Source organism: Mammaliicoccus sp. P-M58, assembly GCF_022386165.1.
GTDB lineage: Bacteria > Bacillota > Bacilli > Staphylococcales > Staphylococcaceae > Mammaliicoccus > Mammaliicoccus sciuri.
In genome coordinates, this window is the sequence record NZ_JAJNJI010000016.1 from 24,468 (window position 1) to 49,287 (window position 24,820).

At 33.4% G+C, this 24,820-nt stretch carries 24 protein-coding genes; 11 read left to right on the forward strand and 13 right to left on the reverse strand.

The genetic code is table 11. The features are described 5' to 3' along the window. Positions 1–233 precede the first annotated feature (233 nt). Positions 234–1,847, forward strand: a complete 1,614-nt coding sequence (gene abc-f, locus LQ694_RS14245) for a ribosomal protection-like ABC-F family protein (protein WP_096791684.1) — start codon at positions 234–236, stop codon at positions 1,845–1,847. 151 nt (positions 1,848–1,998) lie between these two features. On the opposite strand, the gene LQ694_RS14250 is transcribed toward abc-f, so the two are convergent. After that, positions 1,999–2,601, reverse strand: a complete 603-nt coding sequence (locus tag LQ694_RS14250) for a GntR family transcriptional regulator (RefSeq protein WP_058612598.1) — start codon at positions 2,599–2,601, stop codon at positions 1,999–2,001. 114 nt (positions 2,602–2,715) lie between these two features. Here LQ694_RS14250 and LQ694_RS14255 point away from each other — a divergent pair, with 114 nt between their 5' ends. From LQ694_RS14255 to kynA, 5 genes are all read left to right on the forward strand, one after another. Beyond that, positions 2,716–3,591: an NAD(P)-binding domain-containing protein gene (locus LQ694_RS14255; protein ID WP_218697143.1), complete on the forward strand. Its 876-nt coding sequence runs from the start codon at positions 2,716–2,718 to the stop codon at positions 3,589–3,591. Positions 3,592–3,600: 9 nt separating this feature from the next. Continuing rightward, positions 3,601–4,968, forward strand: coding sequence for a four-carbon acid sugar kinase family protein (locus LQ694_RS14260; RefSeq protein WP_096791686.1), 1,368 nt, complete (start codon positions 3,601–3,603; stop codon positions 4,966–4,968). Positions 4,969–4,992: 24 nt separating this feature from the next. Continuing rightward, the gene (locus LQ694_RS14265) at positions 4,993–6,354 is read left to right on the forward strand and encodes a gluconate:H+ symporter (protein ID WP_065381586.1); all 1,362 of its coding nucleotides are present in this window, start codon (positions 4,993–4,995) and stop codon (positions 6,352–6,354) included. 126 nt (positions 6,355–6,480) lie between these two features. Beyond that, complete coding sequence (locus LQ694_RS14270; RefSeq protein WP_096791687.1) at positions 6,481–7,101, forward strand: cyclase family protein; 621 nt, start codon at positions 6,481–6,483, stop codon at positions 7,099–7,101. 2 nt (positions 7,102–7,103) lie between these two features. Continuing rightward, on the forward strand, positions 7,104–7,946 hold the full coding sequence (gene kynA / locus LQ694_RS14275; protein WP_058612603.1) for a tryptophan 2,3-dioxygenase: 843 nt from the start codon (positions 7,104–7,106) through the stop codon (positions 7,944–7,946). A gap of 160 nt (positions 7,947–8,106) precedes the next feature. Here the strand turns inward: kynA and LQ694_RS14280 are convergent, their stop codons facing one another. Further along, positions 8,107–8,889, reverse strand: a complete 783-nt coding sequence (locus LQ694_RS14280; protein WP_070373347.1) for a putative hydro-lyase — start codon at positions 8,887–8,889, stop codon at positions 8,107–8,109. A 132-nt stretch (positions 8,890–9,021) separates the two neighbouring features. Between LQ694_RS14280 and LQ694_RS14285 the strand changes: the two genes are divergently transcribed. The 4 genes from LQ694_RS14285 to lrgB all read left to right on the forward strand — a co-directional run bounded on the left by LQ694_RS14285 (position 9,022) and on the right by lrgB (position 12,733). Beyond that, positions 9,022–10,776 (forward strand): sensor histidine kinase, encoded by a 1,755-nt coding sequence (locus tag LQ694_RS14285; RefSeq protein WP_207594641.1) that lies wholly within the window; start codon positions 9,022–9,024, stop codon positions 10,774–10,776. After that, entirely contained in the window at positions 10,776–11,498 is a 723-nt protein-coding gene (locus LQ694_RS14290; protein ID WP_218697144.1) for a response regulator transcription factor LytR, read from the forward strand. The genes LQ694_RS14285 and LQ694_RS14290 overlap by 1 nt, the downstream gene beginning before the upstream one ends. A gap of 120 nt (positions 11,499–11,618) precedes the next feature. Continuing rightward, the gene (gene lrgA, locus LQ694_RS14295; RefSeq protein WP_037590236.1) at positions 11,619–12,035 is read left to right on the forward strand and encodes an antiholin-like murein hydrolase modulator LrgA; all 417 of its coding nucleotides are present in this window, start codon (positions 11,619–11,621) and stop codon (positions 12,033–12,035) included. After that, positions 12,032–12,733, forward strand: coding sequence for an antiholin-like protein LrgB (gene lrgB, locus LQ694_RS14300; protein WP_135016525.1), 702 nt, complete (start codon positions 12,032–12,034; stop codon positions 12,731–12,733). Before lrgA ends, lrgB begins: the two co-directional genes overlap by 4 nt. 51 nt (positions 12,734–12,784) lie before the next feature. Here the strand turns inward: lrgB and LQ694_RS14305 are convergent, their stop codons facing one another. The 10 genes from LQ694_RS14305 to LQ694_RS14350 form a co-directional block, all read right to left on the reverse strand. Beyond that, a complete protein-coding gene (locus LQ694_RS14305) occupies positions 12,785–13,162 on the reverse strand; it encodes a GtrA family protein (protein ID WP_218697145.1) in 378 nt (125 codons plus the stop codon). A gap of 27 nt (positions 13,163–13,189) precedes the next feature. After that, positions 13,190–14,473, reverse strand: a complete 1,284-nt coding sequence (gene kynU / locus LQ694_RS14310) for a kynureninase (RefSeq protein ID WP_218697146.1) — start codon at positions 14,471–14,473, stop codon at positions 13,190–13,192. A gap of 312 nt (positions 14,474–14,785) precedes the next feature. Further along, entirely contained in the window at positions 14,786–15,919 is a 1,134-nt protein-coding gene (locus LQ694_RS14315) for a zinc-dependent alcohol dehydrogenase family protein (protein WP_096791694.1), read from the reverse strand. 25 nt (positions 15,920–15,944) lie between these two features. Then, on the reverse strand, positions 15,945–16,793 hold the full coding sequence (gene ahlS, locus LQ694_RS14320) for an AhlS family quorum-quenching N-acyl homoserine lactonase (protein WP_065381592.1): 849 nt from the start codon (positions 16,791–16,793) through the stop codon (positions 15,945–15,947). 214 nt (positions 16,794–17,007) lie between these two features. Continuing rightward, the gene (gene phnE / locus LQ694_RS14325; RefSeq protein ID WP_037590241.1) at positions 17,008–17,817 is read right to left on the reverse strand and encodes a phosphonate ABC transporter, permease protein PhnE; all 810 of its coding nucleotides are present in this window, start codon (positions 17,815–17,817) and stop codon (positions 17,008–17,010) included. Continuing rightward, complete coding sequence (gene phnE, locus LQ694_RS14330; protein ID WP_058612611.1) at positions 17,814–18,611, reverse strand: phosphonate ABC transporter, permease protein PhnE; 798 nt, start codon at positions 18,609–18,611, stop codon at positions 17,814–17,816. The genes phnE (LQ694_RS14325) and phnE (LQ694_RS14330) overlap by 4 nt, the downstream gene beginning before the upstream one ends. Further along, a complete protein-coding gene (gene phnC / locus LQ694_RS14335) occupies positions 18,612–19,385 on the reverse strand; it encodes a phosphonate ABC transporter ATP-binding protein (protein WP_239772153.1) in 774 nt (257 codons plus the stop codon). A 70-nt stretch (positions 19,386–19,455) separates the two neighbouring features. After that, positions 19,456–20,412 (reverse strand): phosphate/phosphite/phosphonate ABC transporter substrate-binding protein, encoded by a 957-nt coding sequence (locus LQ694_RS14340; RefSeq protein WP_369919422.1) that lies wholly within the window; start codon positions 20,410–20,412, stop codon positions 19,456–19,458. A gap of 265 nt (positions 20,413–20,677) precedes the next feature. Further along, positions 20,678–22,216, reverse strand: coding sequence for a bifunctional metallophosphatase/5'-nucleotidase (locus LQ694_RS14345; protein ID WP_218697147.1), 1,539 nt, complete (start codon positions 22,214–22,216; stop codon positions 20,678–20,680). A gap of 348 nt (positions 22,217–22,564) precedes the next feature. Further along, entirely contained in the window at positions 22,565–23,200 is a 636-nt protein-coding gene (locus LQ694_RS14350) for an FMN-dependent NADH-azoreductase (protein WP_049320611.1), read from the reverse strand. Positions 23,201–23,372: 172 nt separating this feature from the next. On the opposite strand from LQ694_RS14350, the gene LQ694_RS14355 reads away from it, so the two are divergent. Further along, entirely contained in the window at positions 23,373–23,963 is a 591-nt protein-coding gene (locus LQ694_RS14355) for a histidine phosphatase family protein (protein ID WP_218697148.1), read from the forward strand. Positions 23,964–24,004: 41 nt separating this feature from the next. Here the strand turns inward: LQ694_RS14355 and LQ694_RS14360 are convergent, their stop codons facing one another. Further along, entirely contained in the window at positions 24,005–24,706 is a 702-nt protein-coding gene (locus tag LQ694_RS14360; RefSeq protein ID WP_096791697.1) for a GntR family transcriptional regulator, read from the reverse strand. Between the last annotated feature and the right edge of the window lie 114 nt (positions 24,707–24,820).

The window sequence follows — 24,820 nt, forward strand, 5'->3', positions numbered from 1 at the left end:
CATAAAGGCATTGAATTATTATTTTTACAACTATATAATGAAACTAACTTAAACGAACGGAGGTGTTATAGATGTTTCTTTTAGCTCATAGTTGCAGATTTTTCGTAATCGTACGCAACAAATTTGCGGATGTTCTTCCAAAATTGGCGGAGTATGTCTTTTTTGAAGAAAAATATAGCTATGAGGAATGTCTAACACCAGCTTCCTTATAGACCGATTTTGGAGGAAGCAAAATGAATATTATTAATATGTCTAAACTATCAAAGTCTTACACAGGCGATCTCATCTTTGAGGATATTAAATATGACTTGAATGAAGGAGATTGCGTAGGACTAGTTGGAAGAAATGGTGAGGGTAAGAGTACATTATTGAAATTGATGGCTGGTATCGAAGTGCCGACAGAGGGGCAAATAAGCTGGCAAAAGAACATTTCAATTGGATATTTAAACCAGTTGCCACAGTATGAAGCAGATAAAGAAATTTATGAATGTTTATCAGAAGTATTTAAAGAAATCAATCACGTCTCTCAAAAAATGAAATTTTTAGAAGATGAAATGGCGAATAATGCAGATGATTTAGAACGTTTATTAAAACAATATGGCGCATTGCAAGAAACTTTTGAAGAAATAGGTGGCTATGAACGAGACACACTCATAAGAAGAGTCAGTCATGGATTGAAAATTGAACAATTATTAAATCAAACGTGGGGGAATCTCTCTGGAGGAGAACGTACTAAAGTAGGACTCGCTCAAATATTATTGCAACAGCCTAAACTACTATTATTAGATGAACCAACCAATCATTTAGATATTTCCTCTATTGATTGGCTAGCAAATTTTATTAAACAATATAATGGTGCAGTTATGATCGTATCACATGATCGATACTTCTTAGATGAAACAGTCAATCAAATATTAGAAATCGATCAAGGACATCTGCACATTTATCACGGTAATTATAGTTATTTTGTTAAAGAAAAAGAGGCACGCATTATACGTGAATTTGAAGCATATCAGACACAACAGAAGAAAATTAAAAAAATGGAAGATTCCATTAAACAATTAAGATTATGGGCAAGTCAAGCAAAGCCACCCAATGCAGCAATGTATAAACGTGCGAAAAGTATGGAAAAAGCATTAAATAGAATCAAGAGGTTAGATAAGCCAGTACTAGAAAATAAAAAAATGAATGTAAACTTAACAGAAGGACAACGTGTCTCAAACGATGTGATTGAATTCAAAAAAGTATCTAAAATGTATGAAGATATACTATTTGAAGATATCGATTTACTTATTAGAAGAAAAGAACACGTAGCAATAATCGGTAATAATGGTACTGGGAAAAGTACATTATTGAAAATGATGATGCATCAAGTAGAACCAGATGATGGAGAAGTTCATTGTGCTTCGAACTTAAGAATAGGATACTTATCTCAACATACATTTGAAAATATAGAAAATCAAACAGTCATAGAAACCTTTAGAGATGTCGTGCATGTAACAGAAGGACAAGCAAGACACATACTCGCACAATTTATGTTCTATGGAGAAGATGTATTTAACAAAGTTGAAAGTTTAAGTGGTGGAGAAAAAATGAGATTAAGATGGGCACAAATCGTTAACCAAGACTTTAACGTGCTCATACTTGATGAACCAACAAACCATTTAGATATAGATTCAAAAGAAACAATAGAAGAAGCACTGTTAGAATATGAAGGTACTGTAATAGCCGTATCACATGATCGATATTTCTTAAATAAACTATTTGATATAACGTATTTACTACAAGATAAACAACTAACAAAATATGAAGGAAATTATGGTTACGTAAAAGAGAAGTTATCGTGATAAAAATAAAGCGACGCCCGAAATAGGCGTCGCTTTTCATATATATGTAGGTTATGCGCTGGTTTTGTACCGAATTTGCACCCGCTAACGCTCAAGAATGGAAAACAAGATCGTTAGCGCAACATTACCCTTCTCCCCACACTATTTCTTCCTATGATTTCAAATAGTATAGACTGAATTCTAAGTCGTTTAATAAGTGTTCTTTCATGAGTTCTATTGCCGCTTCGGTTTGTCTTTTTTCTAGCATTTCTGCTATTTTTTGATGTTCTTCTATAAGACCTGGGCGCTTTTTATTGATAACTGTTTTGCTGAATAGGTATATATAACTTTTTAATTTACTATACGTATCTATTATAAAACTATTTTTTGTGGCGCTCATGATTTTTTGATGGAATTGATCGTTGATTTGTATGATTTCTTCTTCTGTTTTGTCGTCTCCAATTGTTGCATACCTTTTTAATTCTTCGATATCGTCTTGAGTGAATACGATACTCGCTTTTTTGATTGCGTGTGTTTCTATTAAAATACGCATTTCAAAGATATTTCGATATTCTTCTACTGTTGGTACATAAATATAACCGTCTCTTATGAAGTATTCTAATTCTAGTTGTTTTATAGCTTCTCTTATCGGTGTTCTACTAACATGATATCTTTGTGCAAGTTTGCTTTCTGTTATTTTTTCATTTTGCGTTAAGTCACCATTTATAATGTCATTTCTTATTTTTTGATATATGGATAATTCCTTATTTGCCATCGTTCTCACCTCGTTAACTTCATCTTACTATAAAAAAAATTGAAATAAAATGTATACATTTATTAAATTTTGGTATACAATACCTGTAAACGTTTACAGAAGAGGAGCATAAAAATGAAAATTGGATTTGTTGGATTAGGTATTATGGGTAAGCCAATGGTGAAAAACTTAATCAAAGCTAATAAAGATGTATTAGTGAATGATTTAAATAAAGAAGCTGAAAAAGAGGTAGAGGCATTAGGTGCGAAAGTTGTATCTATTGAAGAAATGGCTAGAGATGCCGAAGTGATGATTACGATGTTGCCTAATGGCGCTATTGTTAAATCAGTTTTATACAGTGGTGAAACGGCCGTATTAAACCAAAGTGAAATTAATGTCAAAATGGTTATTGATATGAGTTCTTTAACACCTAATGAATCATTAGAAATTAGTAAAGTACTTGAAGAAAAAGATATTCAGTATTTAGATGCACCAGTTAGTGGAGGAGAACCACTTGCGATTACAGGAGAATTAGCCGTAATGGTTGGATGTGACGAAGATTTATTAGAAGATATTAAAGAAGTACTTCGTCCAATTGCTGGATCTGTTGTAAGAGTTGGTCATGTTGGTTCTGGTAGTGTCGTTAAATTGGCGAATCAAATTATCGTGAATACAAATATTGCAGCATTGTCTGAAGCGGTTGTGCTTGCTAAGAAATTTGATATTGATCTGACAGAAATGCATGAAGCAATCAAAAATGGTTTAGCAGGTTCAGCTGTTATGGAAGCGAAATTCCCTAAAATGATTGAACAAGATTATAAACCAGGTGGCACTTTAAACATTAATCTAAAAGACTTAAAAAATGTATCATCAACAGCAGATACAGCAGGATTAACATTACCAGTTGTTAATCAAATTAAAGAAATTTATAAATCAGAAGTTGCACAAGGCAATGGTTTAAATGACCATTCAGGTATCATTCAATACTTCGAAAAAATAAATAATATGTAGGTGATAATGATGTTAACAAAAGAATTAATAAATGAATTTAAGCATGATGATATAAACAAGCATTTAGCAGATTTGAAATATAAAATTATCGTACTAGATGATGATCCTACAGGCACTCAAACAGTTAAAGATTTACCTGTATATACGAAGTGGACTGAGGAATGGATTGAAGATGGATTTCTTCAATCCAATAATATGTTTTACATTTTGACAAATTCTAGAGCGTTAAACGAGCAAGAGACGATTTCTTTACACCAAGAGGTAAGCGCTAACATACAAAAAGTAGCTAATAAATTGGATATTCCTTATTTAATTATTAGTAGAGGAGATTCGACATTAAGAGGTCATTTCTATTTAGAACCAAAAGTGTTAAGTGAATCTAGTGACCAAGCTTTTGATGCTGTATTCTATATTCCAGCTTTCTTTGAAGGCAATAGATATACATATGAAGGCGTTCATTACCTTAAAGAAGGCGAGCAATATATCCCAGTATCTGAAAGTGAATTTGCACAAGATACAACATTTGGATTTAAGTCTAAACATATGAATGACTTTATAAGCGAAAAAAGTAATGCCGAAGCTCAATCTGACGAAGTTTATCACATCACATTAGAAAACATACGACAAAGAGATAAAGAAACGATTTTTAATGTATTTTCAAATTTAAATGACTTTGATCAAGTCGTTGTAGATGCTGTAAATGATGAGGATATGGATTTCTTTGTAGCTTGTTTGACTGAATTTTTAGCACAACATGATAAACGCTTTATCTTTAGAACAGCGGCATCTTTTGTTAAAGCAATTTGTGAAACACCTGGAGAAATTATTAATTTAAATTCGTATAAAGAAAATGATAATGGTGGCATTATTGTTGTTGGTTCACATGTTAAAAAGTCATCAGATCAACTGAAATATTTATTAGACCATTCATTTATTAGTGAAATAGAATTTGATGTTACGCAAATAGCGTCATCCAATTTACAAGCTTATGTTGATGATATTACACAACTCGTTGAAAGATATATTGATAACGGTGAAGATGTTGTTATTTATACGTCAAGAGATGTTATTAGAACTGAGAATTTGCAACATAATTTAAGTATTTCTACTGCTATTTCTAATAGTTTAGTATCGATCGTTTCAAATTTAGATGTACAACCGAAGTTTATTATCGCTAAAGGTGGTATAACTTCAAGCGATGTTGCGACAAAAGGATTAAAAATTGAAAAAGCAAAAGTCATCGGTCAAATTACACAAGGGGTTCCAGTATGGCTAACAGGTCCTGAAGCGAAATATCAAAATATACCTTATGTTATATTCCCAGGAAATGTCGGAGATGAAGAAACTTTAAGCAGTGTATATGAATTAAATCGTTAAATATATAAAGAGAGAGGGATTTAAATGTTGGGAGAGTACTGGCCACTGGTTAGTGTTGTAATTGGTGTATTAATTTTATTAGCGCTTATTATGTACTTTAAATTAAATACGTTTGTTGCTTTAATTATCACTTCAATGTTAACAGGTATTATTTTAGGTATGCCACTTGATAAAATTGTGGAAACCATTGAAAAAGGTATGGGCGATACACTCGGTCATATTGCGATTATTTTTGGATTAGGTTCGATTTTAGGAAAGTTATTATCTGACGGTGGTGGTGCAACAAGAATTGCAGATACACTGATTAATACGTTTGGTAAAAAATATGTAACTTGGGCAATGATAATTGCATCATTTATTATAGGGATATCTTTATTTTTAGAAGTTGCATTTGTGTTATTAATTCCTTTAGTGTTTACGTTGGCTAAAAGAATGAAAATTTCTAATTTACAAGTTGGTATTCCAATGGCGACTTCAATTGCTGTAACGCACGGATTCCTACCGCCACATCCAGGTCCAGTAGCGATATCAGAAGCGGTTAACGCCAATATTGGCGAAGTACTGATGTATGGTCTTATCATTGGTGTACCTTTAGCAATCGTAGTAGGTGGGATTTTCCCTAAATTTGCTTATGCTATAGCACCTGTAGCATTTGAAAAGAAAGGAAACACAGCAAGTATTGGGAAAATTAATGATTTTAGTAATGAAAAGTTACCTAACTTTGGTATCAGTTTATTAACAGCATTATTCCCAGTTATCTTAATGTTATTTGCTACAGTAGTTCAACTTATAACTGGTCATGATCAAGAACCAACAAACTGGTTTGAATCTATCGTGTACTTACTTGGTTCATCTGTTACAGCAATGTTATTAGCTGTATTATTTGCGATATATTCAATGGGTATTAAACAATCTAAGAATATGGCAACGATTATGAAATCATTTGAAGAAGCTATTGGACCAATAGCAATGTTACTTTTAATTATCGGTGGGGGTGGTACATTTAAACAAATCCTCATTGATGGTGGTGTTGGTGATACAATTTCAGAAATATTCCACGGTACAGAAATGTCACCAATATTTCTAGCATGGTTAGCTGCTGCTTTATTAAGAGTCGCACTTGGTTCAACAACAGTAGCAGCAATATCTTCAGTAGGTATTGTATTACCATTATTACAAGCTTCAGATGTCAATATTTCACTTGTCGTACTTGCTATTGGTGCAGGTAGTATATTCTGCTCACATGTGAACGACGCAGGATTCTGGATGTTCAAAGAATACTTTGGTTTAACAATTAAAGAAACGTTCTTAACATGGACACTTCTAGAATCTGTACTTTCTGTATTAGGATTGATATTAATATTAATCGTCAATTTAATTGTATAGTTTTAAAAAAGGCTGGGACATAGGCTAATGTCCCGGTCTTTACTTTTTTCAGCATTACAAATTAATGTACAAAAGTTGTATTAAAAGGTAATATGGTAGCGATTACATTAATAAAGGAGCATGATTATGTGGATTGATATTACACAACAATTGACGAACAATATTGCACACTGGCCAGGTGATGAGCCTTTTCATTTTAAACTTTCAGCGACTAAAGAAGAGACGGGTTCTGTAAATATTGGTAGTATTTCAACAAGCACACATATAGGCACACATATGGATGCGCCATATCACTTTGATGAAGAAGGTATCAAGATTCATGAAATTGACGTCAATCGTTTAATTGGCGATGCAACATTAATTGAAATTATGGATGAAACTTTAATAACCCAGGAAATACTCAAGAAATATGATATTAAAGGGACTATTATAATGATTAAGACTAAATCAGAAGCGCATTCTGAAATGTTCCCAGAGTCAGTACCTGTCTTAACAGAAGATGCCATTCAATATTTATCTTCAATAGGGATTAAAGTATTTGGTATAGACGTGCCATCAGTAGATGATATCGACTCTAAAACTTTAAACAATCATCATGCATTTAATCAATACGACATCATTAATATTGAAAATCTATTATTAGAAAATGTTTCAGAAGGTTATTATAACTTCATTGGATTACCTTTAAATATAGTAGGTGCAGACGGATCGCCAATAAGAGCGGTCATTTCTAAAAAGGGGGAGTAGTTGTGAGCGAATTTCAAGATGAATCACTTAAAGGGGAAAGTGTGAAGACGGATTTTTCGAAGGACATGACGTATAGTGAATATTTAGGTTTAGATAAAGTATTATCAGCACAACATACATTAACAGATGCGCACGATGAGAAATTATTCATAATTGTCCATCAAGTATCAGAACTGTGGATGAACTTGATTATTCATGAATTAAATTCTGCAAGTGATGATATTAAATCTGATCAATATAAACAAGCATTTAAAAAATTAGCTCGTGTAGGTAATATACAAAAACAACTCATTCAAGTATGGGAAGTATTATCAACCATGACACCAAGTGATTATTTGAAATTTAGAGATGACTTAGGAAATTCTTCAGGATTTCAATCTTTTCAAAATAGAATGATTGAATATAGCTTAGGGTATAAAACAACACATGCTTTAAAAATTTATGAAAAAGATCCAAATATATATCAGCAGTTGAAAACACAACTAGAACGACCAAGTATTTATGATGAAACAATTAAAGCAGTACATAGAGCAGGATTTGACATAGATTCAGAAGTGTTAAATAGGGAAGTTACAAAGAATTATATGCGGAATGATTCAGTCAAAGAAGCTTTTAAAGCAATATATTTACAATCAGATGCTTACTTTGAATTGTATGAACTACTTGAGAAATTAACAGATGTAGAAGATAGATACAGTCAGTGGCGATTTAGACATATGAAGACCGTACAAAGAATAATAGGATTCAAAACAGGAACAGGTGGAAGTTCAGGTGTAAATTATTTAAAACGCGTTATTGACCAGAACTTCTTTCCAGAATTGTGGGAATTGCGTACAGAATTATAAGTTGAGAATGAAAGTATAGAGATTTCCAGGCCGATAAAATAAAATAGCGACCCGAAAATGGAATTTCTGGACCGATAAAAAAATTACCGGTCCAGAAACAAAAATGAAGCTGAGGCAATTACTGTTGCCTCAGCTTTCTGCTTTCAAAGTCCTTCTAGTTCTAAATCATTTCACTATCTTTAACATCTGTTATAAACATATGTCCGGGTGCGTGTGTAATCATGATGTCTGGTTTGGCATCTAATGCGACAGACTGTGGTGTTACACCGCATCCCCAGAATACAGGAACTTCTCCGTCTTTAATTGTTACAGCTTCACCGAAATCGGGTTGTTCAATGTTTCCGATACCGATTTCACTTGGATTTCCAATATGTATTGGTGTACCGTGTACTTCTTTGAAATGTGTTGTGATTTCAGTAGCTTTAATTGCTTCTGCCATCGTCATAGGTCGCATGCTCACTGTAATGTTTCCTTTAAAAGTACCACTTGGTTCAGCGGGTATATTTGTTATGTACATCGGCACGTTATGATTTTCTTCTATATGACGTACTGGAATGCCCGCTTCAAGCAAAGCATGTTCAAATGTAAAGCTACATCCAATCAAGAAACTGACCATATCATCTGAATACAACGCTTTAATATCCTCGTATTCTTGTACGAATTTGCCATCTTTATAAAGTCTGTACAATCCAACATCTGTTCTAATATCCGCTTCTTTTCCATATTTACTAAATGACGGTGATCCTACTTCGGATACATCAAGTAATGGACATGTCTTCGGATTTTTAAAACAAAATTTCAAAAAATCATAGGCATATTTAGAAGGCAAGATGACGACATTTGCTTGGATATACCCTTTAGCCATCCCACTAGTTGGTCGTGTTAATGCGCCTTGTCTTATACTCGCTCTAATTTCCTCTGGTGATGCAGTTTGTAAATTCATGATATTATCCCCTTTCTGCATGGTTCTTCTTATTATATCATTTAAACATTATTCCGAGATTTCTAACAATCATATGGTAAAATATTTGTTGGTATGAACGTATAAAATAGTAAAGAAACGATAGGTGTTTATATGTTAAATTTATTTGTTTTATTATTAGAACGTGTTGGTTTAATTATACTCGTTGCATACATATTAATGAATACCACGTATTTCAAAAATATGATGGGTGAACGTGAGAAATGGTATGTAAAATGGCGATTAATTATAGTATTTTCATCATTTGCATTGCTATCTAATTTTACAGGTGTCGCGATTCATAATGGTGAAATTGTATCGAGTATGATTTATTTACATCTCGGTCCGGAAGTATCACTTGCGAATACACGTGTGTTAACTATAGGTGTTTCAGGGTTGATAGGTGGACCATTTGTAGGTCTATTCGTAGGTGTGCTATCAGGTATTTTTAGAGTTTATATTGGCGGTGCAGATGCATATACATATTTAATATCATCTATCGTCATTGGGCTTGTCGCTGGTTACTTTGGTGCACAAGCAATGAAGTCAAAAAGTTATTTATCCGTGAAACAAAGTGCATTAGTGGGTGCATCTACGGAAGTTATTCAAATGATTTGTATATTGATATTCTCATCTCAAAAAGCAGATGCATGGGAACTTGTTCAACTTATTGCATTGCCGATGATTATCATTAATGGATTAGGTACTGCGATATTTATGTCTATTATTATTTCGACAGTTAAACAAGAAGAACAAATGAGAGCAATCCAAACGCATGATGTATTAAAGCTCGTCAATCAGACATTGCCTTATTTTAAAGAAGGATTAACAGAATCATCTGCACATCAATCAGCAAAAGTTATCAAAGATCTCATGAAAGTTTCTGCTGTTGCTATTACAAATAAGACGCATATATTGGCACATGTTGGTGTAGCTAGTGATCATCACACACCTGATAAGACGATTATTACTGATTTATCTAAAGCAGTTATTGAAACAGGTCAACAAAAAGAAGTCTATTCTAGTAAAGATATAGGGTGTCAACATCCGAACTGTCCACTTGAAGCGGCGATCGTTATTCCGTTATATGTACATGATGATATTGTAGGAACATTGAAGTTGTATTTTACAGATCATCATGATTTAACATTTGTAGAGAAACAACTAGCTGAAGGGCTCGCTAAAATATTTTCTAGTCAGTTAGAACTCGGTGCTGTTGAAACACAACGAAAATTATTACAAGATGCTGAAATTAAGTCGTTACAAGCTCAAGTTAATCCGCATTTCTTCTTTAATGCGATTAATACAATTTCAGCATTGGTTCGAATTGATCATGAGAAAGCACGTCAATTACTATTACAATTGAGTCATTTCTTCCGTTCGAATTTACAAGGTGCGAGAAACAATACGATTACAATTGAAAAAGAATTAGAACAAGTAAGTGCTTATATTGCTTTAGAACAAGCGAGATATCCCGATCACTTTAAAATTGAATTTGATATACCCGAAGAACATTATTCTGCACTTGTACCACCTTTTGTTATACAAATATTAGTGGAGAATGCGATTAAACATGCCTTTACAAGTAGAAAAGATGATAATCGAATTTGGGTAAAAGTGAGTCGTAATCATCAATCGATTCAACTATGTGTAAGAGATAACGGGCAAGGTATACATGAAGATAAAATTGCTATTTTAGGTAAGACAACGGTTGCCTCTCAGTCTGGAACTGGAAGTGCGTTAGAGAATTTAAATAGAAGATTAACAGGATTATTTGGAAATCATGCAGAATTACAATTCGATTCAAGTGATAAAGGAACGAAAGTATGTACGATTATTCCACACAAATATCGAGAGGAGGAAATGTAATGCATGCGTTAATTGTTGATGATGAACCATTGGCACGTAATGAACTGAAATATTTATTGAATCAAATTGGTTCATTTAGTCAAATTGAAGAAGCAGAGAATGTTGAAGAAACATTGGAACAACTACTGTCACATGAATTTGATGTTATATTTTTAGATATTAATTTGATGGAAGAAAGTGGATTAGATTTAGCGAAGAAAATCAATAAAATGAAACATGTTCCGCATATTATCTTTGCGACTGCGCATGACACATATGCTGTACAAGCATTTGAATTAGAAGCAACAGACTATATCTTGAAGCCATTTGAGAAATCAAGAATTGAACAAGCGATTAACAAAATTACGAATATCGAGACACAACAATCGGTTGATCCGAAACCGGTCAATCATGATGAAGTCTTACCTATTGAAATTGATGATCGTATTTATGTATTGAATGTGGGTGATATTATTGCGATATCTGTCAACCAAGGTATTACGACGATTAATACGACTGACAATGAATATACGACAAACGAGCCACTCAGTTTCTATGAGAAAAAGCTCAGTCACGCTAAATTTATTCGTATTCATCGTGCTAGTATTATCAATAAATGGCATATACAATCGGTTGAACATTGGTTTAATTCGACGTATCAAGTGACGTTGACAAGGAACATCAAATTACAAGTTAGTCGATCATATATGAAGTCGTTTAAATCAGAAATAGGGTTAGTATAATTTTCAGAGTATAAATTTTGTAACTTAGAGGCCAATTATTGCATTTCGCATTGAAAACGCTTTAAAAAATGATTTTCATATTAAGATAACCTTAAGAGATTACTTCGGGAGGTTGTCAAAATGAAAAAAGTCAATAACTTCTTTCATCAAGTATTAACAATATCAATTGTATTATTAATTTCACATGTCATAGAAAGCTTTATGCCTATACCAATGCCGGCATCTGTTATCGGTTTAGTGCTAATGTTTATCGCATTGACGACAGGTATTATCAAGTTAGAACAAGTAGAAGCGGTTGGTACAGCATTGACGAATAATATTGGATTCTTATTCGTTCCAGCGGGTATTTCAGTAATCAACTCATTAGGAATTTTAAGTACGAGTCCAATACTTATCATATTACTGATTATTATTTCTACAATTTTATTACTTGTTTGTACGGGTATCTTTTCACAAATGATTATTAAACCAAGTGAAAAATCAGCTAAACGTACGAAAGAAATTAACAATAAACGCGTGGCAGGTGATTATGCATGATGGAACATTTAGGCCTTAATACACCATATTTCGGTATCGGACTATCTGTAATATTATTCTTAGTCGGTACTTATTTATTTAAAAAAACAAATGGATTCTTCTTGTTTGCGCCATTATTTTTCAGTATGGTTGGTGGCATTGTATTTTTAAAAGCGACAGGCATACCATATGAGAATTACAAAATAGGTGGAGATATTATTAATTTCTTCCTAGAACCAGCAACAATTTGTTTCGCAATTCCTTTATACAAAAAACGTGAAGTACTTAAAAAACATTGGCATCATATCATGGGTGGTATTGCGGTTGGAACAGTAGCAGCACTTGTTATTATTTATATTGTAGCGAAAGCATTCCAATTTGGTGATGATATTATCGCATCAATGTTACCACAAGCAGCAACAACTGCAATTGCATTGCCAGTTTCAGAAGGTATTTCAGGTATTAAAGAACTCACATCGTTAGCCGTGATTTTAAACGCCGTTATTATTATGGCATTAGGTAATAAATTATTAAAACTCTTTAATATTACAAATCCGATTGCGAGAGGGTTAGCCTTAGGTACAAGTGGACACACACTCGGTGTCGCAGCAGCAAAAGAATTAGGTGAAGTAGAAGAATCAATGGCCAGTATTTCACTCGTTCTTGTTGGTATCGTAGTCGTAGCAGTCGTTCCATTCTTTGTTATGTTCTTATTATAGGAAAAAATGACAAGCGCCCGTAACATAAACATGTTACAGGCGCTTGTCGTTTTATTTATCTACTAAAATCCATCTAGATAATATAAACGTTATAGGAATTGTAAAAATTAATCCGATAAATGGTGCAAAAGTTTCGTTTACATGAAGTAACTGTACAAACACAAATAATAATAATGTTTGTAATCCCATATTTACAACTTGTGTAATAGGAAATTGAATGAATTTTTTCACGGTAGGTTGAACACGATAAACAAAATAACAATTCAAATAAAATGAAATGGTAAAGCTTATTATGAAACTCAATATATGACTCACTATATATTGAATGTCGAATACTTTTAATAATAATAAATATATCCAGTAATAATTAACTGTATTGATGCCACCTACAAGTATAAATCGAATCATTTCACCGTGTTTCTTGGACATATAGCTACTCCTTAAGTACGCAATTTATTATACGACCAGGCCACGTTTAGTACTATATTGTTCGTATAAATGATCTTGTGCAATTTCTTCTAAAATCTCAACGACTTTATAGACTTCTTCATATGAAGTATATAAAGCAATAGGTGCTAATCGAATAACATTTGGCTCTCTAAAATCAGGAATGACGCCTTTATCTTTCAACGCTAAACTGATTCTATATGCTTCATCATGCACTAAACAAACATGTCCACCTCGTTTAAAATCATCACGTAAGTTTCCAACTGAATAACCATAGTCGGTTAACTTTTCATCAATTAAATACATTAAGTATGACGTAATATGAAGTGATTTCGTTCTAATAGCATGCATACCAACTTCGTTGAAAATGTTAAGTACACCTTCTAATGGTGCCATAGATAGAATATTTGGTGTTCCAATTTGCCAACCTGAAGCATCTCGTTGATGTTCAAATGTATGATTAAGTTGGAATTGTGTTTCGTCTTTATTCCCAAACCAACCAGCCGTACCAGGACTGCGATTAAAGTGTTTCTTATTGATATATAAGCCGGCAGTTGAACCAGGTCCACCTGATAAATATTTATATGTACACCATACAGCAAAGTCTGCATCAATTTGGGTTAAGTCCATTTCAATCGCACCGATTGCATGACATAAGTCCCATCCAATGATGATTTGACGTTCATTCGCAGCCATTGTTATTTTTGCCATGTCTAATACTTGGGCACTTCGATACAGTACGGTAGGCAATAGAATAAGTGCAACATCATCCGTCATTGCTTCAATAATGGCATCTTCATCAATGAATACACCATCTGAACTTTTAACAACTTTAACTGCATCGTTTGGATCTAATCCTTTTAGACGTACTTGACTATCTACTGCATAACGGTCAGTAGGGAAGTTTAAGTCATCAACTAATATTTTGTATTTATCTTTAGTCGGTTCGTAAAAAGTACTGATAGCTTGATGTATATTGGATGTGGTACTACCAACAACTACAACTTCTTCAGGACTTGCACCAATTAATGGCGCTATGTTTGAAGCAATATGCTTCGAATAATGATAGTATTTGCTGTCTTCAATATTCCAAATTTTGATGCCTTCTTTTTTCCAATCTTCTAACGCATTGAGCAATGATGCCTCAGCATCTTTAGAAGCAAGACCTAAAGAATTCCCATCCATGTAAATTTCGTTAGGCTGTATATAAAATCGATCACGAACATGATGTAACACATCCGCTTTATCCAAAGCTTCGGCAAATTCTTTTGTAGTATTAAATGAAGTATCCATTTGTTCATCCCCTTATAAATAATGAATCATTCTTTAAATATAATTGTATACTTTCCATGTAAAAGTCACAAAGATAATGATATTTGTGATGGGTGGATATTGTAGGGTGATGTAGGCAGAACGTGTGAGGGTGGGATTGGGATTTTCAGGCCGATAAAATAAAATAGCGACCCGAAAATGGAGTTTCTGGACCGATAAAAATAAATACCGGTCCAGAAACGATAAATATGGACAGATAAATAAATTTACCGGTCCAGAAACGGAAAATATGGACCGATACGAAAATTTATCGGTCCATATTTTGTATCTCAGTTATCCATTATTTATTTTGACTACTAATCTTGCGGCGTCTCCTTTTGCTAGTCGGTCGAATCCTTCATTAATTTCATCTAGAGGCAACGTGTCTGTTAGTAATGAATCAATATCTAAGCGACCTTGTTTATAAAGCGCGATAAATCTTGGGATATCTCTCATTGGTACACAGCTACCTACATATGAACCTTTAATGGTTCTTTCTTCTGCTGCTAAAGTAACTTGTGGAAATGAAAATTCATGTTTAGGGTCTGGTAATCCTGTTGTTACTGTTGATCCACCACGTTTAGTGATTTTGTAAGCAACCTCCATTGCTGGCACGACACCGGCAGTTTCAAATGCATATTCAACGCCGCCTTTTACATATTCTTTAACTTGTTCAACAACATCATCGTCTCCTGAATTAAAAGTTGCAGTTGCACCGAGTTTTTTAGCTAATTCAAATTTGCCTGGATTAATATCTAATGCAATGATTTCTCCTGCTCCAGCTAATTTAGCGCCTAAAATTGCATTCAAACCGATACCGCCTAATCCAACAACTGCAACTGAGCTGCCAGGTTTTACTTGTGCTGTATTAATAACTGCACCTATACCTGTAATAACAGCACATCCAAATATGGCTACTTTTTCAAAAGGAATGTCTTTATCAACTTTAACGATAGAGTGTTGCGAAACAACAGCATAATCTGCAAAGCCAGAAACGCCTAAGTGATGATGCATATTATCTTCATCATTATGTAGTCTTATGCCACCATCAAGTAGTTCTCCTTGCTCATTAGAAGCGGCGCCATTCTCACATAGTGCAGGTCTACCTTCACTACATGGTAGACAATGACCACAGTTTGGAATAAATGTACAGACAACATGATCACCAACTTCAAAGTTAGTTACGTTGTCTCCAATTTCAATGATTTCTCCTGCCGCTTCATGTCCAAGTGCCATAGGAGTAGGGCGTGGTCTACTTCCATTAATAACAGATAAATCTGAATGACATAAACCTGCCGCTCCAATTTTAATGAGCACTTCATTTTGATTCGGTTTATTTAATTCAAGTGTTTCAATTTTTAATGGTTTACTTTCTGAATATGGACTAGGTAAACCCATTTCGTGCAATACTGCTGCTCGTGTCTTCATTAGCTTTCACTCCTAAATGATTACATTATTCGTAATATCCATCTGTTGATTTTCTAAAGCCTTCAAATTGATTGCCATCATGGCCGAACCAAATTTGTGCGTTTTTCTCTTTAGCGAGTCTTTTAATCTTTTCAACAGATCTTGCCCAACCAATTGAATCATATAAAATACCAGGTGGCTTTAAAATGTCTCCCATACTTTCAGCTGTGTAAATAGCATCTGAAGCCAATATCAGTGTACCGAGTTCCTGAGTTTCTACTTCTAATCCAATCATGCCCCATGCATGACCACTACCAAAATTCAGTACTTTAACTCCTTTAACAATTTCTAAATTATCTTCATAAGGTTTAATCGTTTTCCATGTTAAATCATTTTTAATCCAAGCATCAATATCCGCCCAAATATAAGCACCAGCTTTTTGGTTACGCGCATAAGTCTGCATCGTTCCATTAAGTTCATCATCATGCACAATTACAGTTGCGTTTGTAAAATATTCAAGACAACCCGCATGGTCTAAATGAAGGTGAGAAGCTACTACATAATCAACCTCGCTTGGATCGACATTAATTTGTTCAAGTCTATTAGGTAAGTAGCAAGATTCATCAGCAGTATAAGGGAATGCTTTTTGAGTTTGGTTAATCCATCTACCGTTTTCCCCCATAGAGTTAGGATTACAAGCTGTGTCGAATAAAATCTTTGCTTCAGGATGATCAATAAATACGGTGTAAATAGGGAATTCAAACATTTCATTAGGTGCATTAGGATTATCCAAAGTAGCTTGATTAGACCCAGCAATCATTAGATTCTTGTCCATTCTCATACGACCATTGTCGAGCACATAAAGCTTTATTCCTTGATTATTTACATTTACCATAAATCATCACCTCAATCTTTAGTGTATAATTACATTATAGTTGTAATCGTTTTCAAGAACAAATAAAAAGACAAATGTAAAAGAGATTGAATAGGGTGATGAGGTTGGAATATGGACCGATAAAATAAATTATCGACCCGAAAACAAGATTACCAGGCCGATAAATAAAAATAGCGACCCGGAAATCGAAATTTCCGTGGTCGCTTCATCTTTGTTAAACGAGTTTCTTTCTAATACTACCTGATATAAAATCAACTACTGCTACCATTATGACTAAACCTATTAATATAATGCCTACACGATCCCAAGTTCGAGTTTGCAAAGCAAATATTAATGGTGTACCGATACCGCCAGCTCCAATTAAACCGAGTATTGAAGCGGATCTTAAGTTTAACTCAAATCGATATAATACTAATGATATGTATGAAGGTAGTATTTGTGGTACTACTGCAAACATAAGTGTCTTAATCGAATTTGCGCCACTTGCTACGAGTGATTCTGTTGGGCTTAAATCTAGATTCTCTAAATCTTCAGCGAACAATTTACCCATCATACCTATAGAATGAATACCTAGTGCAAGTACACCTGAAAATGAACCTGGACCTACAGCCTTAATAAAGATAATGGCCATAACAATTTCAGGAAACACTCTTATAACACTCAATATAAATTTACTAATACTAGAAACAGGTTTGAATTTAACCATGTTTTTAGCAGCAATAAATGCAAGTGGTATAAATAAAATAGCTGATAAAAATGTACTAATAACAGCAATTGCAAAAGTTTCTAATAAACCTCTAAGAAGGTCTTCACCTTCAGGAATATATACATAATTCCAATCAGGATGAAATAATCCATCTACAATAGATTTCATAATTGTTCCTGACTGTGATTTGATTTCGAAAGCGGGTAATCCTACAAAAGCCCAAATTAATAATACGACAAGAATGATACTAGTAATCCATCGAGAAATAATGGATTTACGTTGTCTTTCTGGCTTTAACTGATAATGAGTTTGTGTCATATTAATTTTTCCCTCACTTTCGTACTTACTAAGTCAATGATTACAACAATAACGAGTGTTACAAGTATGATTGTTAATGTCTTAGGATATTGGAAAAGACCTAATGTTTGATCATAATACAGACCAATACCACCAGCACCTACTAAACCTAATACTGCTGCTGCTCTTATATTAATTTCGAATGCGTATAATACATAAGACATATATGGCGCAATAGCTTGTGGGATTATAGCATATGTAATCCATTTTAATTTATTTGCACCAACTGCAGTCATAGCTTCTAATGGTCCATCATCAATACTTTCTAATGATTCATACATCAATTTACATATGATACTAATAGATAAAATGATGATTGCGAGTACCCCTGGAATTTGACCGATACCAAAAATTGCAACGAATACTGCAGCAAGTAATAAGTCAGGGATTGTTCTTACAATATTTAAGATAAATCTACAAGGGTAAGTTATCCAACTTGAACGAATAACATTTCGGGCACAGAGTATTGAAATAGGAATTGAAAGTAGACCACCTATAAATGTCCCTACAACTGCCATTCGAATGGTATCTAGCATTGGTTTAGTGATACTAGAAATATAACTTAAATCTGGTGGAACCATACTTTTGAACAGTTCGACCATTTGTGGAATACCATACATTAAATCACCAATACTAAAGTTCGTAAACATGAAACTCCAAACGACTAAAATAGTGACAATAATGATTGATAAAACAACTTTTAAAGAAGTCTTACGACGTAAGTAAGGTTCAAAGCGTTCTTGGTTAGAGTCCATTTACTGCACCCCTAACTTCTCGTCATTTTTAATATGGCGTCCATAAATTTCGGCAAATGTTTCGTCTGTTGCTTCTGATGCAGGACCATCATAAACTAATTCACCAGCACGTAGCCCAATAATTCTAGTACCGTATTCTTTTGCTAAATCTACGAAATGCAGGTTGATGATAATCGTAATACCTAATTCTTCGTTAATACGCTTTAAGTCATCCATAACTTGTTTCGTTGTAAGTGGATCTAATGACGCAACAGGTTCGTCTGCAAGGATGATAGACGATTCTTGGCATAAAGCACGTGCAATAGAAATACGTTGTTGTTGACCACCAGATAATTCATCAGAACGGTTATATGCTTTTTCTAGTATATTCACTCTATCTAATGATTCTAATGCTTTTATCTTATCTTCTTTCGGAAATAAACCGAGTACCATTTTCCAAGTAGGGTGGTATCCGACTCTACCACTCAACACGTTTCTGATTACAGATGATCGTTTTACTAAATTGAAATGTTGGAAAATCATACCTATATTGCGGCGCATCATCAGTAATTCTTTACCTGATGCTTTAGAGATGGATTTACCATCAATCAAAATATCGCCTTCAGTAATATCATGTAAACGATTGATAGAACGTAGTAGGGTAGATTTACCAGCACCTGATAAACCTACAATTATTGCAAAGTCGCCTTTTTCAATATTTAAATTGATATCTTTCAGGCCTTGGTGACCATTTTTATATATTTTGCTCACGTTTTTAAATTCTATTTGACTCATATGTATCCCCCTTAAAAAAATAAAAGCTCTGCTCATATTAGGAGCTGAGCTTTTATATTAAATCTCGTCATTATTTTTCGTTATCGTTTACTTTTTTACCGTATTCACGTACGATATCGAATTCAGAGTCTTTACTATCAACATAGCCTTCATGACTATAAACTTCACTTACAATTTTATGACCTTCTTTAGTTTTTGCGATATCTTTAAAAGCTTTTTTTAGTTTATCTCTAAATTTGTCATCCATATCGCTTCTTACTGAAATTGTATCGTTTGGAATATCTTCAGTTAATTCTACGACTTCAGTATCTTTGAAAACGTTTGGTTGGTCTTTCTTAACAATGTTACGAGCATCTTGGAAAGTTACAGCTACATCTACATCACCATTTAATAATGCAATAATAGCTTGGTCATGACCTTTAACATTTGTAATTTTCATGTCGTTAATTGGATTGATGCCTTCTTTTAATAATTCAGCTACTGGATAAGTATACCCTGCAGTTGATGTCACATCTTGTAAGGCAATTTTTTTACCTTTCATATCTTTTAAAGATTTAATACCAGAGTCTTTTTTAACAACAAATTGTGATTTATAACTTTTAACAAGTTTGTCATTATTAGATCCGTCTTTATTAACACCATAACGTTGTGCTTGTAGTAATACATCAGCAGCTTTTTGATCATGTGCTAATGTGTATGCAGTAGGTGGTAAGAAACCAACGTCTACTTTTTTCGATTTCATTGCTTCAACGATTGTGTTGTAATTTGTAGAAACTGAAACTTTTACTGGAATATCTAATTCTTTTGATAATAATTTTTCTAACGGTTTTGCTTTTGCTTCTAATGTGTCAGCATTTTGAGATGGAACGAATTGAATAGTAAGTTCTTTAGGTTTATAGCTGTCCCCTTTGCTATCCCCATCACTTGACGATTTTGAATCAATACTTGATTTCCCGTTGCCACATGCAGCTAGTAAAATCATTGCCCCCAACAAAAGTATGGTTACAACACTAAAACTTTTTTTCATGTCCATTAATTAAACCTCCAAATATGTATTATCACTACAAATAAATAAAATCTCGATACAAATTTAATTATACCCTTCGAATATGTAAAATTACAATATGAATATGCATATATTTTCTATTTAATGACAAAATTTGTATGGACTCCACTTACATAAAAATATTACCACAATATCTTATGCTTTTTTACATAAAAATAGAAAATTTTGTTAAATGATTGTAAGGATATTAAAGATTTGTCTGATGCAACATATTTTTATAGTTTAGTTAATATTTAACTTCAAAATTCATCACTTCTGGAACATCTTCTATACTGTGTTGTTCTAAGAAATCAATCAGCATTTCAGCGCCTTCCACTTGAATATCTTTGATAATTTTATCAGCACTATACATGTTAAAATCACCGCCACCAACTGCTCTATAATTATTAAGAACTATAGAATAATGTTTGTCTAATTTTATAGGTTTGCCTTTAAATAAAACATTTTCTACACGATTGCCAATAGGCTTCTGAATATTGAATGTATATGATATACCTGCATACATATCATAATTATAATGTTGTGGTTTAGGTTCAATGAAAGCTTTATTCACAACAAGTTCATCTTGTTCAATATCGAAGTATGAAGCGGTTCTTTCTAAGGCTAGTAATAAATCTTTACCAGTAATATCTAGTACATAGAAAGTATTAGGGAATGGGTAATTATTTATAACGTCACGCATCGTAATAGTTTGTCCAAATCCAACGCCACTATCAAATAAGGCTGAAGCGGAAATGTCAGCACCACTAAGCTTCATTTGAGCATAATTAATAAAGTTAATCAGTGGGTGTGGCTTTATTCTTGCTTTAAAATGATCGTCGACATACATCGTTTGAGATTGTTGTGAGATCTCAGTATCTAACCAGCCATTAATTTCTTTTTCTAAATTTGTAAGATTTTGCGGAATTGAAATTTGTGGTTGATAGTCTTTAACAAATAATAATTCTGAATCTGCTGATAACACTTTGTTTGTTTCATCATCAATTTTCAATATGATTTTACCGAGACAATCTCCTTTACCACCGGGTTGAATGACTGCTGTTTGATTAATGACTTCTGCAATTTCTCTATGTTGATGACCGGTTATCAATACATCAACACCTTCTAATTCTGTTAGTAAATCATAGCCTTCATTTTCACCAGTCAGTAATTCAGTTTCTTCACCAGTATGTAAATCACGCTCAAATCCTCCGTGATAGCACACGACAACAATGTCGGCGTTACGTCTCACTTCTGGTATCAGTTCTTTCGCAGTTTCAACAGCAGATTGGAAACTTAATTCAGCTATTGTGTCGGGTTTCTCCCAATGTGGTATATATTGAGTCGTTAAACCGATAATACCGAAAGTTGTTTTGCCTTTTTCTAAATAAACGACATCATTACCAGTGAAAGGTTGACTATCTTTAAAAATATTTGCCGATAAAACGGGGTAGTTTAAAGGTTTAATCGCATTATAAAGATAAGGTAAGCCATAGTTAAATTCATGATTTCCAATAACACCAAAGTCAAAACCAATTTGGTTGTATAGATCCGTTAAAGGCTTGCTTGATTTTGTTTCCGAAGCCAAATATGAACATAGTGGTGAACCTTGTAAAAAATCACCATTGTCCATTACGATGACATGTTCATGAGTTTGCTTGATATCTTGAATCATTTGATTAATTTTAAGTAACCCTTTAGGTAAGTCTTGATGGGCCTCCTGATAATCAGTAGGGAAGATATAGCCATGAATATCACTCACCGTTAAAATTACAATCTCTTTCATTATGAAAAAGCCTCCAATCATAAAATAGTCCTTAATAAATATAGTATAAACGAAACTTTTGAATAAAATGTAATATATTTTAGGATTAGAAGGAAATTTGGGGAGGATGTGTGCGGAATCTGGACCGATACGAAAAATTACCGGTCCAGAAACGAGAAATATGGACCGATAAAAATAATTACCGGTCCAGAAATCAGAAATATGGACCGATAAAAAAATTTACCGGTCCAGAAACGGAAAATACGGACCGATAAATAAAAATATCGACCCGAAAATGAGATTACCAGGCCGATAAATGAAAACCTGAGTCATCGCACGATGACTCAGGCTCAATATTACAATATTAAATTAGAATGTTTGTCCTAATACTTTTGCACGTTCGATTGCGTCTGCTTTGATTTCTTCTGCTTTTTCTGGGTTAGCATTATGACCTTCAACAATTAAACCGTCAAAGTCAGTAATTCCGTAGAAGTTCATCATTTGTCCGATGTAACGGTGGCCCATTTCTAAGTCAGCTGCTGGACCTTCACTATAGTATCCACCGCGTGCTTGAATGTGTAATGCTTTTTTATCTGGTAATAAACCAACTGGACCTTCAGCAGTATATTTGAATGTTTTGCCAGCTACTGATACTGAATCTAAGTAAGCTTTCATAACTGGTGGGAATGAGAAGTTCCAGAATGGTGTAACGAATACATATTTGTCTGCATTAACAAATTGATCACTTAATTCGTTTAAGCGACGTACTTTACCTTGTTCGCCTTCTGAAAGTTCTTCGAAGCCTTGTCCTGATTGTAATTTACCCCAACCAGCAAATACATCTGCATCAATTTGTGGAATGTATGAATTGTATAAATCGATATGAACGACTTCATCATTTGGGTTTGAAGCTTTATAACTTTCGATAAATGATTTAGCTGTTGCCATTGAAAAAGAAACAGTTTCATCATGTGGATGAGCTGTAATAAATAATACTTGTGACATAATAATATTTCTCCTCTGTGATAAAAATTAAACTAACTATAATTATTATACTTAATTTTTTAAGCAAAGCAATAGGAATACTCATGAAAATAAATGTTATTTTACACTTAAGTTTTAATAATGGTAGGATTAATGTAATGAATGATATTTTGAATAAGAGGGATGATGGGTTTTGAGTAAGAAATTATACTTAATGAGACACGGACAAACATTATTTAATGAGAAGAAAAAAATACAAGGTGCATCTGATTCACCTTTAACACAATTAGGAATTGAACAAGCACGTATGGCAAAAAATTATTTCGATGAATCGAATATTACATTTGAATCGTTATACTCATCTACACAAGAACGCGCAAGTGATACGCTTGAAATTATATGTCCAGAAAGGCCATATATAAGATTAAAAGGATTGAAAGAATGGAACTTTGGGCTTTATGAAGCTGAAAGTGAGACATTAAATCCACCACATAAGCCGGGTGAAACTTCTTATGGAGAATTCTTTGTTGATTATGGCGGTGAGTCTAGTGAAGAACTACAAAGTAGAATGAATGAAACGTTAACAGATATTATGAATACAGACGAAGCCAAGACAATTTTAGCTGTAAGTCATGGGGGAGCATTATATATGTTTTTACAACTATGGTTACCATTTGAAAAAGTTAAAGAAGTGAAATTCTCTAATTGTTGCATACTCGAATTTGAATTTGAAAACAATACATTTAAATTTATAAAAGCCATTAATCCAACAGAAATGACATAAAAAAAGGGACAGCCATCGCTCATGATGCCTGTCCCGTTCTATTATTTAATTGAAGGTATATAGAATCTAGAATTTTCATAATGGAATATGATTTTAGAGTAGTCGAAAGGAATACCTGTACTTGTGTAGAATATTTGTTCATATTCTAATGATGGATCACCTTCATTTAATTCTAAGTGTGTCGCATCTTTTTTATTTAGTTTACCAATATTGAAATATATATCAGTGAATCCTACTTTGACTTTTAAGTTATTTTCAATGTAATGGAAGATAGAACCATTGGCGATTTCTTCATTCATGTATAAGACAACATTTTTACTAAAATAAGAAGTTTCAATACAGAATACTTCTCCATCAAGATATCTAATACGATCTACAAGATATACAGAATCATTGTCTTTTAACTTTAATTGTTGTTTTACTTCATCTTCAGGTTGAATCTCTGCGACTTTTAAGATTTTACTCGTTACATCATGCCCTTTAAATTCATCTGAAAATCCATCAGCAGTAAATAAGTTAACAAATCCATCTCTCTTTGGATTTCTAACATAGATGCCACTGCCTCTAGCTTGATAGATTAAACCTGTTTTTTCTAGATTTTTGAGAGCATTGATAATCGTACTCTTGCTCACGTTAAATTCACTTCTTAAAACTTCAACACTCGGTAATTTATCCCCAGCTTCATAATGCCCATTATTGATAAGCGACTCAATACGTTCAGCAATAAGCTCGTACTTAAGCATATTAATCCCCACTTTATGATAGATATTACTCATATTATAGCACTTGTTAAATTAATAACACCAACTAAATATATACCTATCTTTACAAATTGTATCGGTATAATTATAATGTAA